The organism is Puniceibacterium sediminis (assembly GCF_900188035.1).
Classification (GTDB): Bacteria; Pseudomonadota; Alphaproteobacteria; order Rhodobacterales; family Rhodobacteraceae; genus Puniceibacterium; species Puniceibacterium sediminis.
Genome location: NZ_FZNN01000018.1, coordinates 57,006 through 83,631, shown reverse-complemented (window position 1 = coordinate 83,631; position 26,626 = coordinate 57,006). Strand labels below are relative to the sequence as shown.

General features: G+C 62.9%; 21 protein-coding genes and 3 pseudogenes. 11 read left to right on the top strand and 13 right to left on the bottom strand.

The window, feature by feature from the left end; genetic code table 11:
• Both CHB75_RS21425 and CHB75_RS22145 read left to right on the top strand, forming a co-directional pair.
• Positions 1–130, top strand: a pseudogene (locus CHB75_RS21425) (IS3 family transposase); the annotation flags it as partial.
• Positions 129–655: pseudogene (locus CHB75_RS22145) on the top strand (IS3 family transposase); the annotation flags it as partial. The pseudogenes CHB75_RS21425 and CHB75_RS22145, both read left to right, overlap by 2 nt.
• Before the next feature lie 67 nt (positions 656–722).
• On the opposite strand, the pseudogene CHB75_RS22140 reads toward CHB75_RS22145, so the two are convergent.
• From CHB75_RS22140 to CHB75_RS17150, 7 genes and pseudogenes are all read right to left on the bottom strand, one after another.
• Positions 723–1,068: pseudogene (locus CHB75_RS22140) on the bottom strand (IS481 family transposase); the annotation flags it as partial.
• Entirely contained in the window at positions 1,034–1,990 is a 957-nt protein-coding gene (locus CHB75_RS17175) for a glycosyltransferase (protein ID WP_089272743.1), read from the bottom strand. The pseudogene CHB75_RS22140 and the gene CHB75_RS17175, both read right to left, overlap by 35 nt.
• Positions 1,991–1,996: 6 nt before the next feature.
• The gene (gene rfbA / locus CHB75_RS17170; RefSeq protein WP_089272741.1) at positions 1,997–2,890 is read right to left on the bottom strand and encodes a glucose-1-phosphate thymidylyltransferase RfbA; all 894 of its coding nucleotides are present in this window, start codon (positions 2,888–2,890) and stop codon (positions 1,997–1,999) included.
• The gene (gene rfbD / locus CHB75_RS17165; protein WP_089272753.1) at positions 2,887–3,738 is read right to left on the bottom strand and encodes a dTDP-4-dehydrorhamnose reductase; all 852 of its coding nucleotides are present in this window, start codon (positions 3,736–3,738) and stop codon (positions 2,887–2,889) included. Before rfbD ends, rfbA begins: the two co-directional genes overlap by 4 nt.
• Before the next feature lie 2 nt (positions 3,739–3,740).
• On the bottom strand, positions 3,741–4,781 hold the full coding sequence (rfbB, locus tag CHB75_RS17160) for a dTDP-glucose 4,6-dehydratase (protein ID WP_089272739.1): 1,041 nt from the start codon (positions 4,779–4,781) through the stop codon (positions 3,741–3,743).
• A gap of 3 nt (positions 4,782–4,784) precedes the next feature.
• Positions 4,785–5,339, bottom strand: a complete 555-nt coding sequence (rfbC, locus tag CHB75_RS17155) for a dTDP-4-dehydrorhamnose 3,5-epimerase (RefSeq protein WP_089272737.1) — start codon at positions 5,337–5,339, stop codon at positions 4,785–4,787.
• Positions 5,340–5,433: 94 nt separating this feature from the next.
• A complete protein-coding gene (locus CHB75_RS17150; protein ID WP_089272736.1) occupies positions 5,434–6,444 on the bottom strand; it encodes a glycosyltransferase family 10 domain-containing protein in 1,011 nt (336 codons plus the stop codon).
• Positions 6,445–6,668: 224 nt separating this feature from the next.
• Here CHB75_RS17150 and CHB75_RS17145 point away from each other — a divergent pair, with 224 nt between their 5' ends.
• From CHB75_RS17145 to CHB75_RS17120, 6 genes are all read left to right on the top strand, one after another.
• The gene (locus tag CHB75_RS17145) at positions 6,669–7,610 is read left to right on the top strand and encodes a hypothetical protein (RefSeq protein WP_141135135.1); all 942 of its coding nucleotides are present in this window, start codon (positions 6,669–6,671) and stop codon (positions 7,608–7,610) included.
• A 65-nt stretch (positions 7,611–7,675) separates the two neighbouring features.
• The gene (locus CHB75_RS17140) at positions 7,676–8,980 is read left to right on the top strand and encodes a hypothetical protein (protein WP_141135134.1); all 1,305 of its coding nucleotides are present in this window, start codon (positions 7,676–7,678) and stop codon (positions 8,978–8,980) included.
• Positions 8,977–9,909: a sulfotransferase gene (locus CHB75_RS17135; RefSeq protein WP_089272730.1), complete on the top strand. Its 933-nt coding sequence runs from the start codon at positions 8,977–8,979 to the stop codon at positions 9,907–9,909. Before CHB75_RS17140 ends, CHB75_RS17135 begins: the two co-directional genes overlap by 4 nt.
• A gap of 71 nt (positions 9,910–9,980) precedes the next feature.
• Entirely contained in the window at positions 9,981–10,145 is a 165-nt protein-coding gene (locus CHB75_RS21750) for a hypothetical protein (protein WP_176439179.1), read from the top strand.
• Positions 10,142–10,861, top strand: a complete 720-nt coding sequence (locus tag CHB75_RS17125; protein ID WP_089272726.1) for a hypothetical protein — start codon at positions 10,142–10,144, stop codon at positions 10,859–10,861. Before CHB75_RS21750 ends, CHB75_RS17125 begins: the two co-directional genes overlap by 4 nt.
• Entirely contained in the window at positions 10,861–11,925 is a 1,065-nt protein-coding gene (locus CHB75_RS17120) for a hypothetical protein (protein WP_089272724.1), read from the top strand. Before CHB75_RS17125 ends, CHB75_RS17120 begins: the two co-directional genes overlap by 1 nt.
• A gap of 35 nt (positions 11,926–11,960) precedes the next feature.
• Here CHB75_RS17120 and CHB75_RS17115 read toward each other — a convergent pair whose 3' ends face one another.
• The 6 genes from CHB75_RS17115 to gmd all read right to left on the bottom strand — a co-directional run bounded on the left by CHB75_RS17115 (position 11,961) and on the right by gmd (position 21,856).
• The gene (locus CHB75_RS17115; protein ID WP_089272722.1) at positions 11,961–15,770 is read right to left on the bottom strand and encodes a glycosyltransferase; all 3,810 of its coding nucleotides are present in this window, start codon (positions 15,768–15,770) and stop codon (positions 11,961–11,963) included.
• Positions 15,771–16,128: 358 nt separating this feature from the next.
• Positions 16,129–17,550 carry a mannose-1-phosphate guanylyltransferase/mannose-6-phosphate isomerase gene (locus CHB75_RS17110; RefSeq protein ID WP_089272720.1) on the bottom strand — a complete coding sequence of 474 codons (1,422 nt, stop codon included), beginning with the start codon at positions 17,548–17,550 and terminating at the stop codon, positions 16,129–16,131.
• Positions 17,551–17,913: 363 nt separating this feature from the next.
• Positions 17,914–18,810 carry a hypothetical protein gene (locus CHB75_RS17105; protein WP_141135133.1) on the bottom strand — a complete coding sequence of 299 codons (897 nt, stop codon included), beginning with the start codon at positions 18,808–18,810 and terminating at the stop codon, positions 17,914–17,916.
• Positions 18,811–19,035: 225 nt separating this feature from the next.
• Entirely contained in the window at positions 19,036–19,662 is a 627-nt protein-coding gene (locus tag CHB75_RS17100) for a class I SAM-dependent methyltransferase (RefSeq protein WP_089272716.1), read from the bottom strand.
• Positions 19,663–19,755: 93 nt separating this feature from the next.
• Positions 19,756–20,727, bottom strand: coding sequence for a GDP-L-fucose synthase (gene fcl, locus CHB75_RS17095; protein WP_089272714.1), 972 nt, complete (start codon positions 20,725–20,727; stop codon positions 19,756–19,758).
• A gap of 4 nt (positions 20,728–20,731) precedes the next feature.
• Complete coding sequence (gmd, locus tag CHB75_RS17090) at positions 20,732–21,856, bottom strand: GDP-mannose 4,6-dehydratase (protein WP_217898804.1); 1,125 nt, start codon at positions 21,854–21,856, stop codon at positions 20,732–20,734.
• Between the two features lie 189 nt (positions 21,857–22,045).
• Between gmd and CHB75_RS17085 the strand changes: the two genes are divergently transcribed.
• From CHB75_RS17085 to CHB75_RS17075, 3 genes are all read left to right on the top strand, one after another.
• Entirely contained in the window at positions 22,046–23,401 is a 1,356-nt protein-coding gene (locus CHB75_RS17085; RefSeq protein ID WP_141135132.1) for a glycosyltransferase family 2 protein, read from the top strand.
• A complete protein-coding gene (locus CHB75_RS17080) occupies positions 23,398–25,458 on the top strand; it encodes a glycosyltransferase family 2 protein (protein WP_245841033.1) in 2,061 nt (686 codons plus the stop codon). The genes CHB75_RS17085 and CHB75_RS17080 overlap by 4 nt, the downstream gene beginning before the upstream one ends.
• Positions 25,459–25,551: 93 nt before the next feature.
• Positions 25,552–26,625 carry a DUF2793 domain-containing protein gene (locus CHB75_RS17075; RefSeq protein ID WP_089272708.1) on the top strand — a complete coding sequence of 358 codons (1,074 nt, stop codon included), beginning with the start codon at positions 25,552–25,554 and terminating at the stop codon, positions 26,623–26,625.
• Position 26,626 lies beyond the last annotated feature (1 nt).

The following is a 26,626-nucleotide window of genomic DNA, read 5'->3' as shown; positions in this document are numbered from 1 at the left end:
GCTGGCACACATCAAGGAACAGTCGCGTTTCAGTCTGGGCAGCTATGGCGGACCAAGAATGACCGAAGAGCTGAAGGAGATCGGCCTGAATGTCGTGCATCCATTGCCCGGCAGGCGATTGCAAAGCAATCTGCCGAGAGGGGGCATATTATCACCAGCTGGCGTGCCGCACGGACCCTACCAAAGCCTCGGCGCGCCATCCGCGGGATCGAGAGCTTTGCCCGGAGATCAAACGGGTCTGGGATGAGAACTACCAGGTCTATGGGGTTCGCAAGGCTTGGCATCAGCTGAAGCGCGAGGGCTTTTCGCTGGCGCGCTGCACGGTGGACCGCCCCCTCTCGTGACATCGCTGCGCGATGCACTGCCGAGCAACGGATGCTTTGAAGAATGCCCTGCACGATCGACGGCCCGTCCAGAAAAGTGGACTGGTTCACCATTCGGACCGCCCCGCTCATGGTTTGCTTTGCAAAGCACTGCCGGGCAGTGGGACGGGCAATATCTGTCCATTCGATACACCGAGCGTTTGGCCGAAGCGGGCATCGAACCGTCGGTCGGAAGCGTCGAGGTCTCCTATGACAATGCCCTCGCTGAGACCATAAACGGTCTCTACAAAACCGAACTGGTCCATCGCCAAGGGCCATGGCGCAACATGCAAGATCTGGTCGCGTGAAATGAAGCTATAGGTCTCCGACAGACCCGGGGCGATTCAAACCGGCGCGGTTCGAATAGATGGTGTTCCGGTTCCCGGACTGCTCGGCTAACTGAATTCTGTTATCCATAAGGATGGTATGGACTTAGTAGGGCACGGCTTCGAGTATACGCTGTAGGAACTCTTAGGCCGTGCGCCGGTCAGCCTTTTCAACGAGTTGGATCACGGCGAATTTGCTCGTGCGGTCGATACCAACGAAAAGGTAAAGCTTGCCCTCTGCGGTTTCGCACCTCGGGAATGTCGATGTGGAAGAACCCGGTGGGATAACGCTTGAACTTCCGCCGCTTCGGCTTGTCTCCATCGACGTCGGGCAGGCGAGCGACCTCAAAGCCACCCAAGAAATGCCGAAACCCACAACGCGATGGTGCTAGCGGTGCTCTGTCGGTAAAGCCGCAGCCGCGCGAGGCCGGTGAGGCGTCCCCAGAGCCGCGCATCATGCACCTCGGCAAAGCGCTCCAACCGGGCGCGGTTCTGCGGCGTGAGCCGGTGGGCCGAGGCCGTGAGGGCGGCGATGTTGATCCGGTTCCACTCGCGAAAGTCTCCGCGCAGCAACTGGCGTACCCGCCTGATCCGCGCCAGCGTCGTGTCATTGGCGCCGATCTGGTTCACCCCGTGCTGGCGGTAGAGCAGCGAAGGCGCGTCGTCATGCGCGACCCAGCCCCCCGCCCCGGTGACAATCTGGTAGAGCCACCAGTCGTGCACCACGACCGCCCCGACCTCGGCTGCCGCCGCCCGGACCAGCGCAGCGGCCGGTGTGTTCAGCAGGATCGTGTTCCCCGACGCGATGTTCTGTACCAGCGCGTTGCGGAACCCCGTCGGGCGCGGGCGCGGCATCGACAGGCGGCGTGTGCTCAGGGTTTCATCGGTGATCCAGGTCCGGCTGCAGTAAAGCCCCGGGCGCCCATCGGGCAGATCGCGTAGCGCCGCCACTCCGCGCGACAGCTTGTCAGGCAGCCAGATGTCATCCTGATCGGAAAAGGCAATCCAGGCGCCGGTGGGCAGATGATCCCCGGCGCGGCGGATCAGCGACAGGAAATTGTCCGCCGAATTGCCCCTGCGCGGGCCTTCCATGCGAGTCAGCTGGTGCTCAGCGGCAAAGCGGTCGAGTTCAGAGCAGCTGCCGTCTGTGGAACCGTCGTCACTGGCCAGCACCTGCCAATCCGCGTGGTCCTGCTGCGCGATGCTGTCGAGCTGTTCGCGCAAATGGCTGGCACCGTTGTAGACCGCCATCAGGATGCCGATATGCGGCTCTGTTCCTGTCCCGGGCAGCTCGTCCGCCATCTCAGGTCAACGTCGCCTGCGGCTCTGGGCCGGCAAGCTGGCAAGATAGGCGCCATAATCGTTCTTGGAAAACAGTGCCGCGCGTTCCATCAGCGCCGCCTCGTCGATCCAGCCCTGGGCAAAGGCGATCTCTTCCAGACAGCCGACCTGCTGGCCCTGCCGGGTTTGCAGCGTGCGCACGAAATTGCCCGCATCCAGCAGGCTGCCGTGGGTACCAGTGTCAAGCCAGGCATAGCCCCGCCCCATGAGTTCCACCGACAGGGTGCCGTCGTGCAGGTACATTTCCAGCAGGGTGGTGATCTCAAGCTCTCCACGCGCCGAAGGCGTGACTTGCCGTGCCCGCTCCGAGGCCTCTCCGTCGAGGAAATAGAGCCCGGTTACCGCATAGTTCGAGGCAGGCACCTTGGGTTTTTCCACGATCGACATGGCATGGCCCTGATCGTCGAAATCCACCACGCCGTAGCGTTCGGGATCCGCCACGCGGTAGCCAAAGACCGTGCCGCCCTGCGTCTTGGCATCCGCCGCCGCCAGCTGTTCAGGCAGGCCGTGGCCGTAAAAGATGTTGTCCCCGAGAACGAGCGCCGAGGGCGCGCCATCCAGGAAATCTTCGGCCAGAAGATAGGCCTGAGCAAGGCCGTCGGGCGAAGGCTGCACCACATAGGTGAAGGTCAGCCCCCATTGCGTGCCATCCCCCAGCACACGGCGGAACTGATCCTGATCCTGGGGCGTGGTGATGATGCAGATCTCGCGGATGCCAGCCAGCATCAGGGTCGAGATCGGGTAGTGGATCATCGGCTTGTCGTAGACCGGCAGCAGCTGTTTCGACAGGCCCATGGTCACCGGATAAAGCCGCGTGCCCGAACCGCCGGCCAGGATGATGCCTTTGCGGGGCTTGCTCATGTCGTCTTCTCCAGATCATGCAGAACCCGGACCAGTCCGGCCTGCCAGTCAGGGGCCCGGATACCGAAAGCCACGCCTATGGCGGCGCAATCCAGCCGGGAATTGAGCGGGCGCGCCGCGGGGGTGGGATAATCGCGTGTGGGAATGCCGGTCACAGTCACACCCCGCCCGGCCCGGTCAAAGATCGCGCGGGCAAAATCGGCCCAGCTGACCGCAGGCTGGCCGCCAAAGTGATAGATGCCGGATTTCGATGCATCCTGGCTCAGCTGCCCGGCGATGTTCAGGCAGGCGGCGGCGATCGCATCTGCGGGTGTCGGCCCGCCGATCTGGTCATCGACCACGTTCAGCGCGTCGCGGGTTTGGGCAAGGCGCAGCATGGTTTTCACGAAATTTGCGCCATGGGCCGAAAACACCCAAGAGGTGCGCAGGATCGCATATGTCCCGCCTGCCGCCACGACCGCCTCTTCGCCCGCAAGCTTGGTCCGGCCATAGGCGTTCTGCGGCGATACAGGGTCGGTTTCGCGCCAGGGCGCCTGCCCGGTCCCGTCAAAGACGTAATCGGTCGAGATATGCACAAAGGGAATGCCAAGCTCTGCGCAGGCGCGCGCCATTGCGCCGGGGGCCTCGGCATTGATCATCCGGGTTGCGGCCTCTTCTTCCTCGGCGCGGTCGACGGCGGTCCAGGCGGCGGCATTGATCACCGCATCGGGCCGGTGCGCGGTGATGGCTGCGGCGCAGGCGGCGGGGTCGGACAGATCCGCCACGTCACGCCCAAGGGCGATCACATCCCCCTGACGCTGCACTTCACTCGCCACCTGTCCGGTCTGGCCGAACATCAGTATCTTCATGCTCATGCTGTGCCCAGCCGCTGACCCACACCGGCGCGGTCCTGCAGGGCGCGCCACCAGGGTTCGTTGTCGAGATACCATTGCACGGTCTTTTCCAGCCCCTCTTCGACGGTCACGGAAGGCCGCCAGCCCAGTTCCTCGCGGATGCGGGTGGGGTCGATGGCATAGCGCGCGTCATGCCCCGGGCGGTCCTTCACGAAGGTGATGAGGTCCGCGTAGGATGCCGCCGCGCGGGGCCGCTTGGCATCGAGCAGGGTGCAGATCGTGCGCACGAGGTCCAGATTGCTGCGCTCGTTCTCTCCGCCGATGTTGTAGCTTTCGCCAAGCACGCCCTTTTCCAGCACCAGCAGCAGCGCATCGGCGTGATCCTCGACATAAAGCCAGTCGCGCACGTTCGCCCCCGCGCCGTAGATTGGGATATCCTTGCCCGCCAGCGCGTTCAGGATCACCACCGGCACCAGCTTTTCGGGGAAATGATAGGGACCGTAGTTGTTCGAACAGTTGGTCAGCACCACCGGCAGGCCATAGGTTTCGCCCCAGGCGCGCACCAGATGGTCAGAACTGGCCTTTGACGCGGAATAGGGGCTTCGCGGATCATAGGGCGTGGTTTCGGTGAACTGCCCGGTGGGACCAAGAGAGCCGAACACCTCATCGGTCGAAATGTGGTGAAACCGAAACCCCTGCGGGCGACCCTGTTCCTGCCAATAGGCACGCGCGGCCTCGAGCAGGTGGAAGGTGCCCATAACGTTGGTTTCGATGAATGTGCCGGGCCCGTCGATCGAGCGGTCCACATGGGATTCAGCAGCCAGATGCATCACGGCGTCGGGCTTGTGTTCGGCAAACGCCGCATCCAGTGCCGCGCGATCGCGGATATCGGCCTGGACAAAGGCGTATTTCGGATCATCCGCCACAGAGGCCACGTTGTCGAGACAGGCGGCATAGGTCAGCGCGTCAAGGTTCACCACCTCGTAGCCGCGCGCGATGGCCAGCCGCACCACGGCGGACCCGATGAACCCGGCACCGCCGGTAACCAGAAGCTTCATCGCTCAAGCCTCCCAAACAAAGGGTGTGTCGAAATCGGCGAGCGCGGGCGCCTTGGCGTCCTTGTCCGACAGCAGCGGTGTGCCGTCAAAACCCCAGTCCACACCGCAGCTGTCCCAGCGCACCGCGCCGTCGCAGTCGGGGGCGTAGTAGTCGGTGCATTTATAGATGATCTCGGTATCCGGCTGCCGCGTGATGAACCCGTGCAGAAAACCCGCTGGAACCAGCAGCTGGCAACCGTTCTCGAATGTCAGCTCGGCGCCGACCCACTGTCCGTAGGTCGGTGAACCGCGCCGGATATCCACCGCCACATCGAACAGCGCGCCGCGCCCGCAGCGCACAAGTTTCGCCTGGGCATGGGGCGGCGCCTGGAAATGCAGCCCGCGCACGGTGCCGACCTGCGCCGAGAGCGAATGATTGTCCTGCACAAAGGTATAATCCAACCCCGCGTCGGCCATGCGCTGCGCGTTCCAACTTTCGCTGAAGAACCCCCTCGCATCGCCATGGCGGGCGGGGGTCAGGATCACGACACCGGAAAGGGCGGTCTGTTCGATCTGCATCGGGACCTCTTACTGTTTACTGTTTCCTCTGGGGCAAGTGTTGCCAAAAACCACTCTCAACCACCAGTGTGAAAGGCCGAAGACCCTTCATGTGTTACCCGGACAGCACCTGTTGCAACTCCAGCGCCAATGCCGCGCGCAGTCTTTCGCGTTCTTGCAGCAGCGCGGCGGGTGTGGCGAAAAGCCCCGCGAGCCTGGTCTGGGCGGCGACATAGGCCTCCAAAACCTCAGTACTGGCGGTGAAATCCGCAATCCGCGCACCCGCCGCCTCTGGGCTCAGCCCATAAAGATTGAGAAAGGCCGCACCGGGCACCACATCCCGCACCCGGTGCGCAGGCCCCGCGATATAAAGCGGCACCGCCCCCACCGCGAAGGCGTCAAAGATTTTTTCCGAAACGTAGTTGTCCTGATGGGTGTTCTCAATCGCCGAGAGCAGGCGGCACTGTCCGTCGAGATCGAGGTACTTTTCGAGATGCCAGTCGGGCAGATCCTGACGCCGGGGCAGAGTGTTCCAGCCCGCCCCTGTGCGCAGCACGGACCCGGTGTTGCAAGCCAGCGCGATGCGGGTGCGCCGCGCGCCCAGGCCAAAGAGGTCCTGCCCGGGCCAGTCCACATCGAACTGTGCCTCCTGACGCAGTTCGGCCATGAAGGCCACGTCCCAGCGGGGCGTTGCCAGACGCTCGCGCCAGTCGGACAGGCTCAACCCCGCATTACGGGCAAACCAGCTCGCGTAGCGGGTGAAGAAGGCCGTATCGGTCAGCAGAAAATAGGGAATCCGCGCAAAATCATAAACCGTCGAGGTGGCGTGGTTGAGCATCGTGAAAGGCACGGCACCTGTTGGTGTGTCCAGGCTTTGCTTGCGGGTCAGGGGATCGGCGGACCAGACCGTATCCCAAAGCGGCTCTTCCGACAGTAGGACCAGCTTTTGATCGCCGTGCAGCGCGGCGGCAGCGGCGGGCAGGTCACGGCTGTGCGCCACAAGCAACAAATCCGCCTGCACCGCCTCTGCGGTCACGGCAATGGATACACTGCACAGATCGCGCAGCGTGTCATAGGCCAACGGCAGACGGTGGGCATAGGCCCCAAAGGGAAAGACCCGGATCATGCTGGCCTGTTGCTCCTTGTCGGCGGGTCAGGTCGGGCGGATTTTGCGGCACACCCGCCCCGGCCCGTCGTTCCCCCAGAGCCGGACATCGGCGCATTGATTACGAATATCCGGACGATTGTTATGAAATTGTAAACAATTCGCAAAGAAAAGGGTAAGTCTGGAATGACTTTGCGCCAGACCGGATGCGCGGCACATGGATCTACGGAAAGGGCGAAACCAGTATGAACATCCCCGCAGAGGCACGGCCTGCCCCGCGTGAAAAACCTGCGGCGGAGGCCCACGCGGATCTGCTGATCTGCTGTGGGGGGCTGTCCGACCAGACCAGCCTTGAAGATGTACTGCGCCAAGCTGGTCCCGGCCACAGGGCGGTGACTCTGTCGCAGGCTGCCGCCGCGATGCGGGCGCAGCCCGAAAGCCGTCTGCTGCTGATCTTTACCCCGGCAGAACCTCGGATCGCCGCCGCCATGATGCAGAAGGTCGCCCCCATGGCCGCGCTCAAAAGCTGGGAGGCCACAGCGTTGGCGCTGCTTGACGTACTGCGCCGCAACCGACGACGCACCACCCTGGTCGACTCCCGGGCGGTGCAGGCCCATGCGGGTGCGCTTGCCGCCGGGCTGAATCTCGAGCCGCAGACAGTTGCAGCCCTCGCCGCCCTGCCCCGACCGCGCCCCGATCCGGTGCTGCTGGCCCTGGCCGAGGTCTGCGTGCTGCGCACGCCCCGCATCCATACCCTGAACGAAGAACTGGTTGCCTGCACGCTGGGGCTGTCGGACGCCCTCCCCCCGGAACAGGATCTGGATGCGGCCTTTCACCACTATCTCAAGACCTGCTCGGCGCTGACCAAGATCCGGAGCGATCTGGAAGCGCGGTATCTGGAGGGTCAGGGCCATGCGGGTGTGCAGACTGCCGGGGCTACCCCCCAGCAGCTGCACCTTAGCGCCACCGGTGGACTGGCCGCCGAGCGCGACAGTCTGCAAACCGCGCTGAGCAACCAGCGTAAGACGGCGGAACAGGAACAGGCCCGGCTGCGGAACCGAGCCGCAGAACTCGAAAGCAAACTGGCCGGGGTCGAAGCCTGGATCCACGGAATCCAAGCTTCGCGTTCTTACCGCATCATGGAACCGCTGCGCCGCCTGCGCGCGGCCACCAAACGCAAAGAGTAGCCCGTATGAACGTCTGGACAGACTGGCTGGCCACGTTGGACCAGAATCATAAGATCGACACGCTCGTGCTGGTCAACGCCGACGGCCCCGGCGCGCTCGAACCAATGCTGGCAACCCGCGCGGCGCGCATAGTTCTGATCAATGCCAACCCCACCCAGCAGGATGCGCTGCAGCGGGCCGCAACGCGCGACGCCCGCCTGAGCCTGACACCGATTGCCGTCGCCGCCACAGATGGCAGCGCGCCCTTCCACGCCCAGAGCTTGACTGGACTATCCGGGCTCTGTCCCCCGCAGGATCTGCGCGACCTGTTCCCCGGCTTACGCGAGACCGCCCGCTCCGACGTGCCCACCCTGCCGCTGGAACAGGTGCTGCGCCAGATCGACCTGCCTGAGCATGGCTGCCACGTACTGTGCCTGGACCTGCCCGCCGACAGCGTTCCCATCGCGCGACAAATCGCGGATCTGCCGTCGGATCTGGCGCCGGAACATGTGTTCCTGCGCACCGCCCTGCCCGGGCTTTACGAAGGCGGCACAGCGGTCGAGCCGGTTCTGGAAGCGCTTGAGGCGCAGGGCTACAGCCTTGACGGGAGCCTGACCGAAGATCCTGACTTCCCCGAATACTGGCTGCGGCGCGACCCGCTGCGGCTGCGCTGCGCCCAGCTCGAGAGCGAGGCGCAAGAGTTACGCCGCGCACTTGAAACGGCGCACGCCGATGCCAAAGAGGTCGGCATGGTCCTGGCAGAAAGCCAGTCAAGACTGGCCTCCAAGGACTCCCGGATCGAGGAACTGGTCAATGAACGAACCGCATCCGACGCACGCAGTCGTGCACATGAAGGCAGAATCCGGTCCCTAGAAACACAGATAGCCGAGGCGAGTACCGCGGCCGAAGCCGAAAAAGAGGTCCTGCGCCAAAAGGTCACCGGTCTGGAGAAAATTCTTGAGACCGCACAGGAGGAAGCCCGCAGCAAAGCGGAAGAGATCGAAAAGGCGCAGGACACGCTACGGAAGGAAAGCGCGGCGATCCATACCAGAGCCCAGCAGGACACAGCCTTGGCGATCCGCCTGCAGACCCTGGCCCGGGAGGATCTGCAGGATCTGCGCCGTCGCTATCAAGAACTTCTTGCGGACAAGACCGCGCAGGACGAGCTGCTGCGCAGCGTCACCGCCCGGCTGCAGCAGGCAGCAGAGTATCTGCAACAGCTTGATCCCGCCGTGCCCCTGCCCGGGGCGGGCTCCGACCAGACCACCCTGTTGCAGCCGAGCGAAGGGGCATCCCCACCCGATTACGGACCCATGCCCCCCCTCCACAAGGTCGCGACAAAGTTTAAGCGGACCAGCAAGGCGCGCGGAAGAAAGAAAGCACGAAAATGAGTCAGGACCCGGCCAACCGGGCCGAGCTTCTCTCGGCGCTAGAGGGTACGCTCGCGCTGTTGCACGAAGCCGGGAGGACCGCAGGTTCCGATCTGCCCGACCTGCCCCTGCCCAGTCTTTTGGCGCAATGCGCCGACCGGGTTGCCGCCCTGGATGTGGCCGCAGCGACGCCGGTGCGTACGCTGCATCACATGGCCTGCAGCGGCGGCACCCTGATATCCAAGGCGCTGGCAGCCATGCCCAACACCGTGATGCTGAGTGAGATCGACCCACTCAGCACCCTCCATCTGCGCGCGCCCAAGCCGCCGTTCCTACCCACCGATCTGATTGCCGGTCTGCGCTACAGTCCCCGCGGCATCGGCGAGCAAACGATCCTGCATATCTTCACCGCCGGCCTGACCGCCCTGCGGGATGATCTGCATACGCAGGGTTTGGCGTTGGTGCTACGCGATCACGCCCATTCCCAGTTCTGCACCGATCAGGACCGCCAGGCCCGCCCCACCCTTCACAAGCTGGTGTCCGATGCCCTGCCAGTGCTCTCGGTGGTGACCGTGCGCCATCCGCTCGACAGTTTTTTGTCCCTGCGCAACAACAAGTGGGCGCATTTCCAACCCGCAACCCTGCAGGAATACTGCCTGCGCTATCTCGATTTTCTGGATGCGCACGTCGATCTGCCGCTCTACCGCTACGAAGATTTCGTGGCCGATCCGGCCCGCGTGACTGCGGAAATCTGCGACGCTCTCGATCTCCCCTTCAACCCCGGGTTCGAACCGCTTTTGCCGCTGATGGCGTTGTCTGGCGACAGCGGACGGGCGGGCGCGCAGATCGAGACGCGTGATCGGCGCGCTGTGTCGGCGGACCTGCGTGCCGATGCAAACCAGAGTCCCGCCTATGCCAGGCTCTGCGCCCGGCTTGGCTATGACGCGTGACAATGTGACGATCCACCGACCAGTTACAGGCAAGCCAGATGCCGAAACACCCAAGGATGACCCCAGAGAGCATGACTACAGTAGAATACATCGCGTTTTTCGGTGCTTCGGTAACAGACCAGGACATCCACCACGCCACCAACGAAGTGACGGGCTTTGTCTCTTATTTCGAACGGAACCTGACCAAGGATCTGGGGGCAGGGTGTCGCGCGTCCCGGCGGGATCAAGCAGCATGATGGATGCGGGCGTCGTCTATGTGGAAAAGGTGCTCGACCTCAAACCCGACATCTGCATCCTTGACTGGGCGACCTCGGCGCTGCAGGACTGCGACCCGCGGATGGTACAGCAGATCTATCACCGGCTCATGGAACACGAAATCCTGCCCGTGACCTTGCTGTTCCCGCCCCGAGATCGGGTGCAGAAGGACATTCCCATCGCCCGGAAAATGGCGCGGATCGCCGACATTCTGACCCGCCCCGAGGCGACGCCGCGCGCCCCGCCCGCTCTCCACTGTGCTGACTGTCGAGCCGATGGAGGGCATGCCGGTCAGTTGCAAGAAAATCACCGTCAACATCCAGAACTCTCACGACGAAGAGGTGCAGCTCTGTTTCCCACTGGAACGCCGTGTCGGCGCCTATTCGTCGCTGCTGGAAGTGGTCTTCATATCCATCGGCGAAAAAGGCCCCACACCTTTGCGGTCTTTGACCCCTGGTGGCACCGCCAATGGCAATGCATCAAGGGAATCATGGACTGCAAGGTCGCCAGAAACCTGTCCAGAGTGGAGTTTTCGACCAGTCAGACCGTGCCCAGCCTGCACGCAGCAGTCACGGTGAACAATCCGATATCGGCCGCGGATCGTCATATCAGGCCGCACGGCCAGCTTTACGTCCTTGCAGCCCCCCATGGTCTGCACCGCGCGCTATGCCTAGACCTCCAAGAGGGACTCTACTAATGGACTGTATTCTTCACGTCGGGATCGGAAAGGCCGGTTCGTCCAGTATCCAGGGCGTTCTGCAAGCACAGCGGGACGCTCTTCTAAAACGGGGAATCCTTTATCCGAGGGATCTGCTGCCCTCGGGCGCAACCGGCGGCGACAACAACAAGTGTCTGGCCGTCAGCAGCATTAACCAGAGCAGGCCGAACTTCGTGCTCCAGCAGCACCGTGTCAGGAATGCCGGTCAGCGCAAGACCTTTGATCGCAAGGTCATGGAGGTATACAGCCGCCAGGTCGCCGAAAATGGCGACGCGCTCTGCCTCCTCTCGGCTGAACATTTCTGGTCCTGCCTGCCCACAGAGCCCGAGATCGCCCGACTTCGCACCCGGATGGCGAACATCGGGCTGAACCCGGTGCGTCTGATCATCTACATTCGACGTCAGGCGGACTGGTTCGAAAGTCATCAGCACCAGCGCATACGCGAGGGCCAGGCTCTGCTGCCGCTAACTGCTGAAGGTCTGGCCAGTACCCCCCCAGCATTGCAGGTGCACTACGACCGCGTGATCGCCAAGTGGGAACAGGGCTTTGCCGGTACCGAGGTGGTGCCGCGCCTGTTCGAACGCAGTGCGATGCGGGACAATGATCTGATGACGGATTTTTGCGATGCGGCCGGGATCGAGCCTATCCATGCCGAAGTCCCGGAAAAGAACGTCTCTTCGGTCTCGAACGCCGGGGTCAATGCGCTGCTGCAGTTGCACGGCTGGTTACAGGCGCGGCGCGGCGCGGGGTTTGAGAATGCGGAATGGCGGCGCCTGACCACCCACATCACCCGGATCATGCCGGGGCGCTGCGCAATCCTGCCGGACTCCGAGTTAGGCCAACTCGACGAAATCTATGCCGACTCGAACGAAGCTGTCCGCAAACGCTTCTTTTCCGACAGGCCGACGCTGTTCTCTTTGCGAACCGACACCGCCCCGAAAGAAAGCTTCAGCCGACTGGACAGTCCCGAATTCAACGAACTGCTCGAAGCGGTGCGGACACGCTGGGAAGAGAAAGAAGAGGCACGCCGCACCGCAGGCTGAGGCAGGGCGCTGTCCCCGTGACTTGTCGACTAACCCTATTTCGCGTTGATCCTCATCTCGGCGGCCATGTTGGCCAAGCCAAAGCCAAGGGCGTCAAAGCTGTTGAACACCTGCGGCGGGGCCTTCGGGCGGCTGCGGTTCCTGGCCAGAAGATCGGCAAACAGTGCCTCATAACCATGGGCCTGTTTCATGAAAGACAGCGTATTCACGGCATGGTCGCGACAGGCCTTGCTCATGTCGTGGCCGCTCAGAACCTCGCGGATGCCCTGGGCCAGCCCCGCGACATCGCCCATTTCGGCGGTGTAGCCGGCCCTGCCCTTGATGGCGAGGTCTGGGATCGCCCCGGTGCGGAACCCTACCACCGGCACACCGCAGGAAATCGCCTCGGCGGTGGTATTGGAAAACGTCTCTTCGAGCGAGGGCACCACGACCACATCGGCGCAGGAATAGGCCCGCGCCAGCCTGTCATTGTCCGCGATATACCCCAGCGCCTTCTTGTCCTGCCGGATCTGCGCGGTGGCGGGTGTTTCGTTGCCCACCAGCATCACGTAGGGGTCGAACCCCAGCTGGGCCGGATCAAGCATGTTCAGCGCCGCCACCAACTCTCTGTAGCCTTTGATCTCGCTTGCGTAGCTGGGCACATAGCCAATGATCTTGCGATCCAGGGGCAGGCCGAACTCACGCCGCCGCGCCTTGCGGTCATAGGGGCGGAAGACATCCGTCTCGATCGAATTGAGGATCGTCTCGATCCGGCAGTCGCGGAAATAAGGCGCGCGTTCGAGAATGCCCCGGGTGTGGTTCGAGATCGTCACAAGCGTCAGGTTGTCGAAATTGTAATGTGCCCGCTTGGCCGCCAGAACAGAGGCGGGAAAATCCGTGTAGGCGCTGGGGATCTGCGGACAGTCGGCGCAATCCGTCTGCCATTTTTCGCAGCCATGAAAGAAATGGCAGCCCCCGGTGATCGGCTGCATGTCGCGGATCGTCATCACCACGGGTTTGTCCGAGTGCGTCAGCGTCGCGATATTTTCCGCCGACAAAAAGCGGGCGTGCCAGTGCAGGCTGATAACGTCATAGGGTTCGACCATACGCAGAAGGTCTTCGGAGTGCAGATGCGTCTGGTTTACAGTAAAGATCGTATTGCCCGGCTTGGCCTGGGGCTGCAGCGTGCGCCAGCGGGTGTTATCCGTGCTGGGGTGCGCGATGGGTCTCACACCCGCTGCGCTCTGGTGGTCGCGTACTGTCGTGAAGATGGTCGGCGCGACACCCGGCAGGGCCACCAGCCCCCGGTGCACACGATAAGCGGCATAGCCTGCCCCCTGCAGTGTCGAGCTTGAGAACAGCGCCACCTTGATCGGATCTGCCATCTTGCGGATCAGCTGGTCGAGCCCGGTGATCTGCTTGGCAGCCGAAAAGGCGTCAAGCCGGTCCTGCGCATAGGGCAGGTTGTCGGTGAAGGTCGCGGGAGCCCCATGCATGTCGCGCAGGGCAGAAAACAGCGCATCCGCATCGCCGTGCGGCACGATGCAGGCCTGGGGGCTGTCCTCTCCGAGGACCTCGGGCAGACCGCCGGCATCGGTGGTGATCACCGGCAGGCCCGCCGCAATCGCCTCGAGCAGAGCAACGCCGAAGGTTTCCGACTTGCGCGCGGAATCCTCGGTATAGGTCGAAGGATGCAGGTACAGGTCGAAACGGCTCAGGAAATCCGGGCTCCTGCCGAAATCCACGAAGGGCTGGAACACCACCGCATCCGTCAGGTCCAGTTCGGCGGCAAGCGCGGTGAGGTTTGCCAACTCGTCATCGCAATTGCCGTAGACGATGGTGAGGCGCACGTCGCGGCTCACCTCGGCGCGGAACCGCGCAAGCGCGCGCAACAGAAGGTGGTGCCCCTTCCAGGGGATCAGCCGACCCATCGACAGCAGTTCGAGCCTGCGCGCGCCGTCATAGAAGCCATCGGTCTTGCGGTGTTTGAAGAACCGCGGATTGACGCTGTTGGGCAGCACAAAAACCTTTTCGCGTTCGATGCCGACGGCGATCAGCTCGTCTCGCAGATAATTTGACACGGCGGTAAAGCAGACATCCCCGCGCGGCGCGAGCTTGCCGCGCACGTAATCGGTGTAGGGCGACTTTTCCTTGAGCAGGAAGACGTCAATGCCATGGGTCATCACAATTGTCGGCAGCGTGATGCCGGTGTCGGCAACACGCCCATGCAGCCGGTGCTCGTTGATCGCAAAATGCGCGATCATGAGGTCGATGCCGCAGGTGTCGATCAGGTATTCATAAAGGGCACGGGCCACCACGCCGCGATATTTTTCCCAGACGATCTGCAGGGATTTGTCATAGGCGCGTTCCTTGCGCAGCTCGGCGTGCTGGAAAAGCACGATATTGTCATGCTCTGTCTCGGCCTCAAGCCGCTGCACCAGATCATAGATGAAGGTCTCGGACGGGGCGGAAAAGACGGTGACGTAATGCAAGATCCGCTGCGCGCCGGGTTTGCGCGGCTTGAGCGGCATATTTGCGATCTGGGCAAGCTGCTGCGAAAGGCATCCGTTGGCGGTGTCCATGCGGATGTGGCGGCGGTCCACGCCCAACTCCTTGGCGACACGCCAGTAGAGGGTGAACCGCTCTTCCTGATCGTAGGCTAGCGCAAATGCGTCCCGGTCGCGAAAGCAATGTTCGACATAGGCCGCAAGGGCGGCGGCAAAACGCGGCTGATCCGGCCCGTAACGCCGCCCGATTTCGGCTGCCGCCTCAAGCCGACTGTCGCCAAAGCGCAGAAGGTACAGCGTTTCAGCCTCTTCCTGGGTCAGGAAGGGGAATTCCACCCGGTAACACTGGCCGTTCTCAAAGATGATCTTGCGGCGCCGTTCCGGGCTGTTCCCCGAGGATGCCCCCCCGGGGGTAAAGCGGAAATGCGCCTCGCTCAGCAGATGGAACCGTTCCTGGGTCGCATAGGCGCGCCGGATCCACACCATATCCGAGACGATCCCCAGATTTTCAGCATAGGGGCCGACGCGGTCATAGCAGTCTCGGTGCACAAGAAAGGTGCAATGGTTGACGTTGAGATTGCCCAGAAGGATGCCGTCGTTCAGCGGCTGCGCGGGCAGCATATTGTCCCCATCCCAGAAGTCGGAATAGACGATGTCGACCGCGCCCACGGGCCCCTGTGCCAGCGCCGCCTCGACCGCGCGTTTCACATGGTCGGGGCCGTGCTGATCGTCGGAATTGAGCAGGCAGACGTAATCCCCGCGCGCCAGACGCAGCCCCTTGTTCATCGCCGAGTAAATGCCCCGGTCGGGTTCCGAGATATAATAGTCAATAAAATCGTCATTGGCGCCGATGACATCGACCGTGCCCTGCGGGCTGCCGCCGTCGACGACGATGTATTCCACGTTTGCGTAGGTCTGTGCGCGGACCGAGTCGATGCAGCGCTGAAAGCTGTCCTTGTTGTCGTAGACGGCCGTCACGATGGTCACCAGCGGCAGATCCGGCTGCGCGGACTTGAGGATGCCGCGCAGACGCGCGCCGCCCTCCGCCTGACGCCGACCGGTCAGATCCGGATAGCGGTCGTATTTCCCGACAAGCCCCGCCCCCACGCGGATACCGTCCAATTCGGCCAGCCTCTCCTCGATCCAGGTGGCGGCAGGGTTGAGCGCGAGTGCGCGGATATAGGCGGCGCGGGCGGTTCCTTCGTCGCCTTCCAGCAGGGCAATCTCGGCCAGACGCTCATGATAGAGAAAGAAATCGGGATGCGCCTTCATCGCCGCCTGCAGCATGGTGCGGGCCGACAGGACATCGCCCTCCTCCAGATGGAGGTTGACGGATGGCAGAATGGCCTGCGCATTCATGAATAATAGCCCTTCCTGATCGTCGGAGGCGGCTGAACGACGATCCTTAAAATGGGTGTGCCCGTTTTTGTGTTAATTTTATCTTTCTTACCTTTTGGTTAATTTTGTCTTTCTACACGCACCCTGCTGCCCGCCGGAGACAGAAACTCTGGGGCGCGGTGCAGAATCATTGCACACAACAGAAGATGCCCCGGCATCAATCCTGCCGGTGACGTTCAGGCCGTCTGATCGAGAAGAGAGCTGTTATGCGACCCCGGGAGAAGGCTGCGCGCAGGGTAGTGGATGGGGGGATCATCGCCCGGGGATGGGCAATGATCTGGATCTTGTGCAGGGGGCTTACTGCCCTTGCCGCGAGGCCTCAGCTGCGGGCGTAGACGTCTTCGTAGCGGATGATGTCATCTTCGCCAAAGTATGTGCCGGTCTGCACCTCGATAAGCACCATCGGCACCTTGCCGGGGTTTTCCATCCGGTGCACAGCGCCCAGCGGGATATAAACCGACTGGTTTTCGGTCACGAGCTTCACGGTCTCGTCCACGGTCACCTTTGCGGTGCCCTCGACCACGATCCAGTGTTCGGAGCGGTGGTGGTGGCTTTGCAGGGACAGGGCCGCGCCCGGATGCACGACGATGCGCTTGACCTGAAAGCGTGTGCCGATGACCAGACTTTCGTACCAGCCCCAGGGCCGGTAGTCGCGCGGCAGTTGCACCGCCTGAGAGGCACCCTTGGCCTTGAGCGCGGAGACGGCTTCCTTCACCCGCTGGGCTTCGGATTTGTGCGCCACGAGAACGGCGTCATCCATGGCGACCACGATGATGTCCTTGAGGCCGATCCCCACCACCTGCAGGCGTTCGGATTCAGACCGCAGCAGCGTGTCGGAGCAACCGATCGCCGTGGCGCGGTCCGCGGCGACATTGCCCTCTGCGTCAGGCCCGGATTCCAGCCAGACCGCATCCCAGCCGCCCAGATCCGACCAACCCGCGCTATAGGGCATGACGGCAAGGTTGTCGGCCTTTTCCATGATCGCGTAATCGACCGAGATATCCTCGATCCCGGCCCATGGTTCTGGCGCGAGACGGGTAAAGCCAAGGTCGGTCTGTGCCCCATCCAAGGCCGCGCGCACGCCTTTGACAAGGTCGGGCGTATATTTTTCATAGGCCGCGCGGATGGTGGCGGCGGTGAACAGGAATATGCCGGCGTTCCACAGGAAATTGCCTGCCGCCAGCATCTCGGTCGCGCGGGCCGCATCGGGTTTCTCTACAAAGCGAGCCAGCTTCTGCGGCTCTGCTGCCTGCGGGCCCGCCCCCTCGGCGAGTTCGAGATAGCCATAACCAGTCTCGGGGCGATCCGGGCTAATGCCGAAGGTGATGAGCTCGCCGCCTTGGGCGCGCGGTACGGCAGCCTGAACAGCAGCGCGAAAGGCCGCCTCATCGGGGATGACGTGATCCGACGGCGCCACCAGCATCAGCGCCTCGGGATCCTTTGCTTCAAGAAACAGCGCAGCGGCCAGGATTGCAGGCGCAGTGTTGCGCCCCTCGGGTTCGATCATGATGGCCGAGGCCGCCTGCTCGATCGCCGCCAGCTGTTCGGTCACGATAAAGCGAAAGGGATCGCCGGTCAGCACCATGGGGGCGGTGAACCCCTCGCCGGACAGACGCTTGGCCGAGGCCTGGAACAGGCTTTCATCACCCATGAGTTTGGCAAATTGCTTGGGATAAGATTTACGTGAAAGGGGCCAGAGGCGCGTACCGGAGCCTCCACATAGCAGGATGGGAGTAATCATCTGGGAGCCTTCTTTAATGAATTAAGCTTACACGGGTTTTGTTGGAGCCGATGGCAAAACTCAAGCCCCGTCAGCCTATTTGCCGGGCAGGAGAATGATAGACGGCACCTCATGCCTAGATATTCAGATTGAGAGGCGTGAAAAAGGTCCGGCAGTCAAAACCGCCAGCCCCTGTTTGGCGCAAAGCGTGTCAAAATAATGCGCACAATTTCGGTTCCGCCTCTTGTGGTCGCTTAACCGCCATTGCTGCCAAAAGCAGTTCATACCCGGTTCTTTCGCAATTCCGGACCGGGTGCTCCAATAAAGCCCCGGTCACAGGACCGAACCCCGACGTAACGTTTGGACGCTCTCTGCGCCTGCTCTCTACCAGTAAGAGGATTGGTCGATCCTGTGATGCAGCCGTGGCAGTTCGGACTGATCGGGCCTGATCCAGCCTTCGCCGAAAACGTCGTCATAGAGCGGATTTTTTTCCCATCGGGCCCCGATGATTCCGAACAGCAGCTGCAGTGCGCCGCCAAAATGCACCGCCCGCTTGCCCATCGTCTTGACGAAGGATCCCAGCGGCATGCCATAGGCACCGGCTCCGACAAAGACGATGTCGAAATCGCGCCGTGCGATTTCGGCGCGGGTCTTGCTCAGCTCCTCTACCCATTTGCGGCCATCTGCTTCCCCTGCAAAGGTGATGGGTGCGCGCAGGGTGTCGAAACTCACATCCTCGGGCCAGAGGTCGCGCACCACATGGATGTCCTGCAACCGCTGAATCTGGGCACGAATATCATTTTCGAATGGATGCACGACAAGGATCTTCTTACCCGAGAGCGCCCGGGTCCAGGGCACCAGCCCGTGCTTACGCAGCGCGACGATAGGGTTGAGGTGATCCAGCCCGCAGATGTGCGGTGGGTTGCAGAACCCGGCAAGCTTGACCTGATTTTGATAGCTCCAAATGGCCAGAAGATCCGTGTTCAAACCCGCCGTCATGGTTTCATAGACGAATTTGCGGATCGTCAGCGGGTTGCGCGGCGAAACGCCCGACTTCATCTGAAGCTCTTGCGCAAAGGCCTCTGATGCATTCGCCTTCTTCTGAAAGACGATTTCGTTGAGTACCTTACTTTCGGACCCGCCGAAGCGGGCGGCCAGAAACGGCTCGTCCCCGGACAGTGACCTGGCGAGAAGATCGTTCGCCGCCTGCGCCCCCCGCATTCGGGGTTGGAGCCGTTCTGGCAGTATCAGAGGAGGTTTCTTGACTGGCTGATCACTCATTACATCACTTCCATATCTGTTGTCTGGCCTACTCAGACCGCCACACGGCAGGCCGCTGTTCAGACGCGACTCTGCGATGGTGGGGCAGCTGATATTTCAGTCGCGTCCCAGAATCGTATTCTTGGACCACTAATTTATCAAGTTTGGACATATTTCCCCCCCGTTCGGGCAGAGTCCGCTGTAGCCCGTCACGAGGTATGCGCGACGGGCCCGCAGTACTGCGGATCACGCCCTGCCGTAGATTAGTGCAAAGGGCTGATTCTGGGGGTTGGGCATGCGGAACAGAGCCCGGTCGAACACCGTCAGCCCCAGTTCGCTGCACAGTGCTTCATAGTCATGACCGAAGACATGGGTCGAGGGGGTGCGCTCGGCCTCGGATTTGGCGCGGGTCGATACATTGGCGTCAAAGACCACCACCCGATGCGAAACACGCAGCATTTCCAGCATGGTCTTGCGAATGTATTCGAACGGCACGTGCAGCAGCACGAAGGACGACACTGTCACGTCAAAGCTCTTGTCCTCGAACGGATAGGGGTCGTCGGGGTTTTTGATGTGGTTCTGCTTCACTGTCAGCCCCTCGGCGGCGGCGGCGGCATCCAGCGTGGCGCGGTGCTGCTCGGTCAGGTCGACGGTGGAAAAGGTAGCATCCCTGGCCCCGGCATAAAGCGGGAACATCCGTCCGATACCCGGCCCCATCTCGAGGATACGCGCGTCAGCCGAAACATGTTTGGCAAAGAAATCCGCGTGGGGCTTGCTGACACCAGGTTTGGCGCCTGTGTTGGGCTGGTCGCGGGTGTTCCAGTATTCGGCGGGATTATATTGTTCCGGTATGAAGTTCTTCTTTTCGGACATGTCTGAAATAAACCTTTGACTGAGAACACACGAAAGATGCCCAGACGTTATGGCCGGGGCAACAAGGGGTCAAGAGTCACATCACCGCAGAAATCAGACCTCGCGCAGGGCATCGCTGCTGCGAAACCAATCATATGTGCTGCGTAGGCCGTCCGGAAGGCCTATACTGGCGCGCCACCCCATGTCCGCTAGGCGGCTCACGTCCATCAGCTTCTGCATGGTGCCGTCAGGCTTGGTCGTGTCCTGGGTGATCTTGCCGGTAAAGCCAGTCACCTTGGCCACCATTTCGGCCAGTTCGCGGATCGATACATCGCTGCCGATTCCGACATTGATATGGCTCAGCATCGGTTCTGTATTGGCGTCATAGACGTCTTTGGGCAGGTCCAGCACAAAGAGCGAGGCTGCGGCCATATCGTCCACATGCAGGAATTCGCGGCGCGGCTTGCCGGTGCCCCAGATCACCACCTCTTCCACGCCATCGCGCGCGGCTTCGTGAAAGCGGCGGATGAGGGCGGGCAGAACGTGGGAATTTTCGGGGTGGAAATTGTCGCCCGGCCCGTAAAGGTTGGTCGGCATGACCGACCGGTAATCGACCCCGTGCTGGCGGTTGTAGCTTTCGCACAGCTTGATGCCGGCGATCTTGGCAACCGCATAAGGCTCGTTGGTGGGCTCCAGCACGCCAGTCAGCAGCGCCTCTTCGCGCATCGGCTGGGGCACGGCGCGCGGATAGATGCAGGAACTGCCCAGCTGCAACAGCTGCTCCACCCCAGCAGCAAAGGCCTGATGGATCACGTTGCATTCGATCATCAGATTTTCGTAGATAAAATCGGCCGGATAGGTGTTGTTGGCATGGATACCGCCCACGCGGGCAGCGGCCAGGATCACCGTATCAGGCGCTTCGCTTTGCATGAAGGCCGCGACCTGCGCCTGGTTGGTCAGGTCCAGCTCGGCATGGGTGCGGGTGATCAGTTCGATTGCCTCACCGGCATTCTTGCGCGCCTGCAGCTGGCGCAGGATCGCGCCCCCCACCATGCCGCGATGACCTGCCACATAGATCTTGCGCATGGGACTAACCGTTCTCCAGAGAGACCGGCAGATCGAATCCATGCTGCTTCAGCAGGGCGTGGCGCTGCGCTGACTTGAGGTCTTCAGCCACCATTTCCTCGCACATTTCCTGTGTGGTGATCTGCGGCGTCCAGCCGAGTTTCTCCTTGGCCTTGATCGGGCTGCCCAGCAGGGTCTCGACCTCGGCGGGGCGGAAATACTGCGGGTCGATGCGCAGGATCACATCGCCGGGTTTCACGCCGGGGGCCTTGTCACCGGTCACCTTTGCCACGACGGCTGTTTCGTTAACGCCCTCGCCCTGGAAATTGAGGCTGATCCCCAGATGCTCTGCGGACCAGATGATAAACTGGCGCACACTATATTGTACGCCAGTCGCGATGACAAAATCGTCCGGCGCATCCTGCTGTAGCATCATCCACTGCATGCGCACGTAATCCTTGGCATGACCCCAGTCGCGCAACGCGTCGATATTGCCCATGTAAAGGCGGTCCTCAAGACCCTGCGCGATATTGCACAGACCGCGGGTGATCTTGCGCGTCACGAAGGTCTCGCCGCGGCGCGGGCTCTCGTGGTTGAAGAGGATGCCGTTGCAGGCATACATCCCGTAAGCTTCACGGTAATTCACAGTGATCCAGTAGGCGTACATCTTGGCGACGGCATAGGGGCTGCGCGGATGGAACGGCGTGGTCTCGGTCTGCGGAATCTCCTGGACAAGGCCGTAAAGCTCTGAGGTCGAGGCCTGATAGAAGCGGGTCTTCTTTTCCAGACCGAGGAAGCGGATCGCCTCGAGCAGGCGCAGGGTGCCAATCGCGTCCACGTCGGCGGTATATTCCGGTGCCTCGAAGGACACAGCCACATGGGACTGCGCGCCAAGGTTATAGACCTCATCGGGCTGCACTTCGGACAGGATCCGCGTCAGGTTCGAACTATCGGTGAGATCGCCGTAATGCAGTTTCAGCTTGGGTTTAGCTTCATGCGGATCTTGATAGATGTGGTCGATCCGCTGGGTGTTGAAGAGAGAGGCACGGCGCTTGATCCCGTGGACCTCGTAGCCCTTTTCCAGAAGAAATTCCGCAAGATAGGATCCGTCCTGCCCCGTGATACCTGTTATAAGGGCAGTCTTGTGCATTCGATTATCCATTCACCTGTTAAAACTGTCGCATCTGGGGTCACACACAATGTCCAGACAAATTCAACCTAGCCTCCGCCCGGACGACTGGCAAGCCTTCCCCCCGGAGCGACGCAAGCCCACAGGCCTCTTGTCGCTGGGCAGGTTCACTGCATAAACTGCCAGCAAAAGAGGCTGTGGAACGGATCAGTGACAGTGACAGGCGGCACGGACAGTGAGACGGAACAGCGCGGCCCCGATGGCTACGAGACGACAGATCTGCTGGCGATCCTGTCACGGCAGGTGCCTTTGGCTGACCGGTTGCGGCATCTGTTGCTGGCCACCGAAGGCCGTGGTCTGTCGGCGGCTGATCTGGCGCAGGTGCTGGCCGCACTGATGGCCGCCGAGGCGCGCAATCATGCGACGCTGACTGCCCAGGCGCAGAAGGCGCAGTTCGAGGCGCAGCACTATCGCACCGCCGCGACACGTGACAGGCTGAGCGGTGATACCCATGCCATGGGCCTGCTGCTGGCAGAGGCAATGCACGCCCTGCCCCGCTGGCGGCGCGGTGCCTTTCTGGATGCTCCGGCCTATCTTGCCGCCAACCCAGATGTGGCCGCAGCAGGTGCCAATCCGCTGAAGCATTATCTGTCAAGTGGTGCGGCTGAGGGGCGCCTGCCCCGCGATCTGGTGGATTATTCTCCGGACAGCTATGCCGACCATGCCCGCCCCGCGACGCTGGAGGCATTGTCAAATGTGGTGCATCCCCGCTTTGCCGCAGAATTTCCCGCATCGCTGCGCGATACAGCTCTCGCCGCCGCACGCAGCGATGGGCGCAACATCAGCGTGGTGATGCCAACCTGGAACCGCGCGCATGTGATCGTCCAGGCGATCAACTCGGCTCTGTTGCAGTCTCGCCCCCCGCAGGAGATGATCGTGGTCGATGACGGCAGCACGGACGGCACGGTGGCGCTCTTGCGCGAGCAGTTTCCCGAACCGCTGGCCGAAGGGCGGTTGGTGCTGATCGAAGCCCCCCATGTCGGCGTCTCGGCAGCGCGCAACGCGGGGCTTGGCGTCGCGCAGGGCGAGATCATCGCCTATCTCGACAGTGACAACATATGGGAGCCGGACCATCTGCTCTTTGCCTGCAGCGGGTTGATCGGCACGGCGGGGCGCAAGGCACCGTCACTGGCGTATACCGCCCTGTGCCGACACAATCTGATCGCGCAGCGGAGCGATATCCTGTTCCACCGCTTCGACCGTGCCGCCCTGGAGGCAGAAAACTACATCGACCTCAACAGCCTCGTGCATACCCGCGCCCTGTATGAGCACCTGGGCGGGTTCGATCCCGCGCTGACGCGGCTTGTGGACTGGGATCTGCTGCTGCGCTACAGCGCGGCCAACCCCGCCGTCGCCATACCCGTGCTGACCGTGCAATACTTCCTTGGCGGCGCGGGCGGGCAGGACAGCATCACCCTGAGCGAGCCCCAGGAACCGAACATGGCCCGCATCCGCGCCAAGTTGGCCGGGAGCCGGTCCGCAGATCGCGGAGCAGGGGCACCGTGACGGAAGAGATCCCGCAAGAGGATCCCCCCGACAGCCAGATCGCCACGCTGGCTGCGCAACAGCGTCTGCTCGGTGCCCAGGTCGATGCCCTACGCGCCGAACTGGCCCGGCGCGATGCTGCAATCGCGGCGCTGAGCGCCCGGCTGCTTGAGCCCGATGCCCCCTTGCCGCACCGATTACGTGCCCGGTTGAGGCGCGCCCGCTTTGCCCGTGCACTGCGACACAGCGGCCTGTTCGATGCCGCGTGGTATCTGCGCCACCATCCCGATGGGGCGCAGGGCGGGCCTGACCCGCTTGCGCATTTCCTGCGCCTTGGCCATGCGCTTGGCCGCGCACCGGGGCCGCAGTTCAGCCCCCGGGCCTATCTGTTGGCCAACCCGGATGTGGCGGCCGCAGGTGTCGACCCCCTGCACCACTACCTGAGCCGGGGCCGGGACGAAGGGCGCGCGCTGGATGTCCAGCCTGCCGTCCAGAGCCGCGCCGGACATCTGCGCGGGCTGCTGGAAACCGGCGGGCTGGAGGAGAGCGGGTCGGGCGGTGGACCGCTGCGCGCGCTCACCGCCCTGGCCGAGGCGTGCCCACCCGATCCGGAGGCCCGTCAGGCGCTTGCGGTCTGGGCACTGCACCAGGGCCAGCCCGCCGAGGCCGCGCGCTGGCTAAGGAATCTTGGCCCCGCCATGGCTCCGCTGCACCTCATCTCCACCGCACAGGCCGGGGACGGCGCAGCGGCCCGCCAGATCCGCGCCACCCCCCCCGTAAGTGACGATCTGGATCTGGCCGCCGCGCATCTCGACCCCCGGCCCGGCGCGCGGCTTGCCTGTCTCAACGCCGCACTGGCGCGCGCAGGTCTCGCACCGATGACACTGCGCGACGGTGATGGCCCCCTGCTCGATCGGTTGACGCCAAAGACGCCTCCGCTTCCGCAGGGGGGCGACGGCCCGCTGGTCAGCGTGATCCTCGCCGCACACAATGCCGCCGCGATGCTGACAACCGCGCTGGATGCGGTCCTGGGACAAAGCTGGCAGGCGCTGGAACTGATCGTGGTGGATGATGCCAGCAGCGATGCAACGGCCATGATCGCCGCGCAACGGGCCGCGCACGATCCGCGCCTGACAGTGATCCGCCTGCCGCAGAACCAGGGGGCTTATGGCGCCCGCAATGCAGGGCTTGCGGCAGCACGCGGCACCTATGTCACCCTCCACGATGCCGATGACTGGTCACATCCCGAACGTATAGCCCGGCAGGTGCAGTTCCTCGAAACTCAGCGCGGCTTTGTCGGCTGTCTGACGCTGCAGGCCCGCGTTACCGCAGACCTTGCCGTCAGCCGCTGGACCGGAGAGGGGCGCATCCTGCACGAGAACATGACTTCGCTCATGCTGCCCCGTGCCCTGCTGACTGACACGCTGGGTGGGTGGGACGAACTGCGGGTGTCGGCGGATGGGGAACTGCTGCGCCGGGTGCGCAGGCTGTATGGCGCCGGATCGGTGCCCGAGTTGCCCGGCGGGCCGCTGGCGCTGCAGCGCGATCACGGCGGCAATGCGACCGCTGATGCGGCGACCGGCATGGGCTGGTTCCTCTACGGCGCGCGGCGGGAATATTTCGAGGCGCAGAGCGCCTATCACGCAAGTGCCGCCACACTGCGCTACACCGGCCGCGCCCCCTTTCCCGCCCCCGCAGTCCTGCATCCCGGATTTGATGCCGAGGCCGAGATGCCGCTGGATCATGTCTATGCCGGACTGCTGGGTCTGCGAAATGACGCCTTCGAGTCCTTGCTGCGTTGGCTCGACGCCGACCGTGCTGCGGGGCGGAGGGTCGGTCTGGTGCCGCTCTATGGCATGGCGCTGCCCACAGGCGCAGGCCTGTCGGTACATGCCAGCTTGCGCGCGCGCATCGACGGGGTCGGACTGCGGGTGCTTTGTTATGGCGAACGTATTCGCTGCGCACGCCTTCGCTTTCTGCCCGGGCAGGAGGATCTGGCGGAGCCTTTACGCTATCTGCCGCAGATCACCGTGGATGGCCGCCTGGTCATGAAGCCGCGCAAGCGCACCACGGATTGACGCTGTCTTAACACCCCGACCGGGGGCCTCACGCTTTGGCAAGCCTCTGCCGCAGACAGTAGCGCACTTGCAGCCAGCCCCGGAGTACCCCCCATGCCCGACAATTCGATCCGCCTGTCCCTGCCCTTTCTCTTGCCCTCGCAGGCGCAGAAACATGTCACCCACAACAGCGCGCTTGAGGTGCTGGATGTTCTGGTACAGCTGCGCCTGCACGGATTGGACTTGGTGACTCCGCCCGGATCGCCACAGGATGGTGCGGTCTTTGCAATTGGCACCGGGGCCACGGGATCCTGGGCTGGACAGGATGGACAGCTCGCGGCCTGGGACAATGGCGGCTGGCTGTTCGTGACCCCGCAGGTGGGCTGGCAGGCGGTCCTGCTACCTGCAGGGTGGATCTATACCTATACCGGCTCCGGCTGGGCCTTGTCGCAGGGCGCGACCCAGAACCTTGACGGGATCGGCATCGGCACAGAATCCGACAGCATCAACCGTCTGACGGTGGCCGGTGACGCCAGCCTCTTCAGCCATGTCGGCGGCGGTCACCAGATCAAGATCAACAAGGCGGCGGCGGGTAGCACCGCCAGCCTGCTGTTCCAGTCCGACTGGATCGGCCATGCCGAGATGGGGTTAGTCGGCGACACCGACTGGGGGCTCAAGGTCAGCCCCGATGGCAGCGCCTGGACCACGGCGCTGCAGGTCAGCAGTACCTCCGGCCATGTGACCGGGGCGGCCGTGCAGACCGATCCCGCGGATGTAACGCCGGGGCGGCTGATGCGGGCGGACTACGGCTATGGCCCCGGCAATCTGGTGGGCGCCGTCTCTCAGCTGGCCGGTCAGCCCACGGGGGCCGTGGTCGAACGCGGCGAAAATGCCAATGGCACCTACATGCGTCTGGCCTGTGGCACCCAGATCTGTTGGATCAGCGGCTTTGGCGCCTATGCAACCAGCATTGCCCATGGCGCACTCTTCCGTTCGGAAAATCAGAACTGGTATTATCCGGCCACCTTTGCCGCGCCGCCCTCTGTGATATGCTCTGCCGAAGGATCAAGCCGCTGGGGCACGGTGGGATCGCGCTCTGCCATCTCTTGCGGCAGCCAGATCTACGCCCCCACCCAGTCAATCACCGCAGGCACCGCCGATCTGCTGGCCATCGGCCTCTGGTTCTAAG

Bases quoted from the DNA above. Each gene is read 5' to 3' on its own strand.
- CHB75_RS17175 (WP_089272743.1), bottom strand. From the start codon at position 1,990: ATGGCGGACGAGCTGCCCGGGACAGGAACAGAGCCGCATATCGGCATC.
- rfbA (WP_089272741.1), bottom strand. From the start codon at position 2,890: ATGAGCAAGCCCCGCAAAGGCATCATCCTGGCCGGCGGTTCGGGCACG.
- rfbD (WP_089272753.1), bottom strand. From the start codon at position 3,738: ATGAAGATACTGATGTTCGGCCAGACCGGACAGGTGGCGAGTGAAGTG.
- rfbB (WP_089272739.1), bottom strand. From the start codon at position 4,781: ATGAAGCTTCTGGTTACCGGCGGTGCCGGGTTCATCGGGTCCGCCGTG.
- rfbC (WP_089272737.1), bottom strand. From the start codon at position 5,339: ATGCAGATCGAACAGACCGCCCTTTCCGGTGTCGTGATCCTGACCCCC.
- CHB75_RS17150 (WP_089272736.1), bottom strand. From the start codon at position 6,444: ATGATCCGGGTCTTTCCCTTTGGGGCCTATGCCCACCGTCTGCCGTTG.
- CHB75_RS17145 (WP_141135135.1), top strand. From the start codon at position 6,669: ATGAACATCCCCGCAGAGGCACGGCCTGCCCCGCGTGAAAAACCTGCG.
- CHB75_RS17135 (WP_089272730.1), top strand. From the start codon at position 8,977: ATGAGTCAGGACCCGGCCAACCGGGCCGAGCTTCTCTCGGCGCTAGAG.
- CHB75_RS21750 (WP_176439179.1), top strand. From the start codon at position 9,981: ATGACTACAGTAGAATACATCGCGTTTTTCGGTGCTTCGGTAACAGAC.
- CHB75_RS17125 (WP_089272726.1), top strand. From the start codon at position 10,142: ATGATGGATGCGGGCGTCGTCTATGTGGAAAAGGTGCTCGACCTCAAA.
- CHB75_RS17120 (WP_089272724.1), top strand. From the start codon at position 10,861: ATGGACTGTATTCTTCACGTCGGGATCGGAAAGGCCGGTTCGTCCAGT.
- CHB75_RS17115 (WP_089272722.1), bottom strand. From the start codon at position 15,770: ATGAATGCGCAGGCCATTCTGCCATCCGTCAACCTCCATCTGGAGGAG.
- CHB75_RS17110 (WP_089272720.1), bottom strand. From the start codon at position 17,550: ATGATTACTCCCATCCTGCTATGTGGAGGCTCCGGTACGCGCCTCTGG.
- CHB75_RS17105 (WP_141135133.1), bottom strand. From the start codon at position 18,810: ATGAGTGATCAGCCAGTCAAGAAACCTCCTCTGATACTGCCAGAACGG.
- CHB75_RS17100 (WP_089272716.1), bottom strand. From the start codon at position 19,662: ATGTCCGAAAAGAAGAACTTCATACCGGAACAATATAATCCCGCCGAA.
- fcl (WP_089272714.1), bottom strand. From the start codon at position 20,727: ATGCGCAAGATCTATGTGGCAGGTCATCGCGGCATGGTGGGGGGCGCG.
- gmd (WP_217898804.1), bottom strand. From the start codon at position 21,856: ATGCACAAGACTGCCCTTATAACAGGTATCACGGGGCAGGACGGATCC.
- CHB75_RS17075 (WP_089272708.1), top strand. From the start codon at position 25,552: ATGCCCGACAATTCGATCCGCCTGTCCCTGCCCTTTCTCTTGCCCTCG.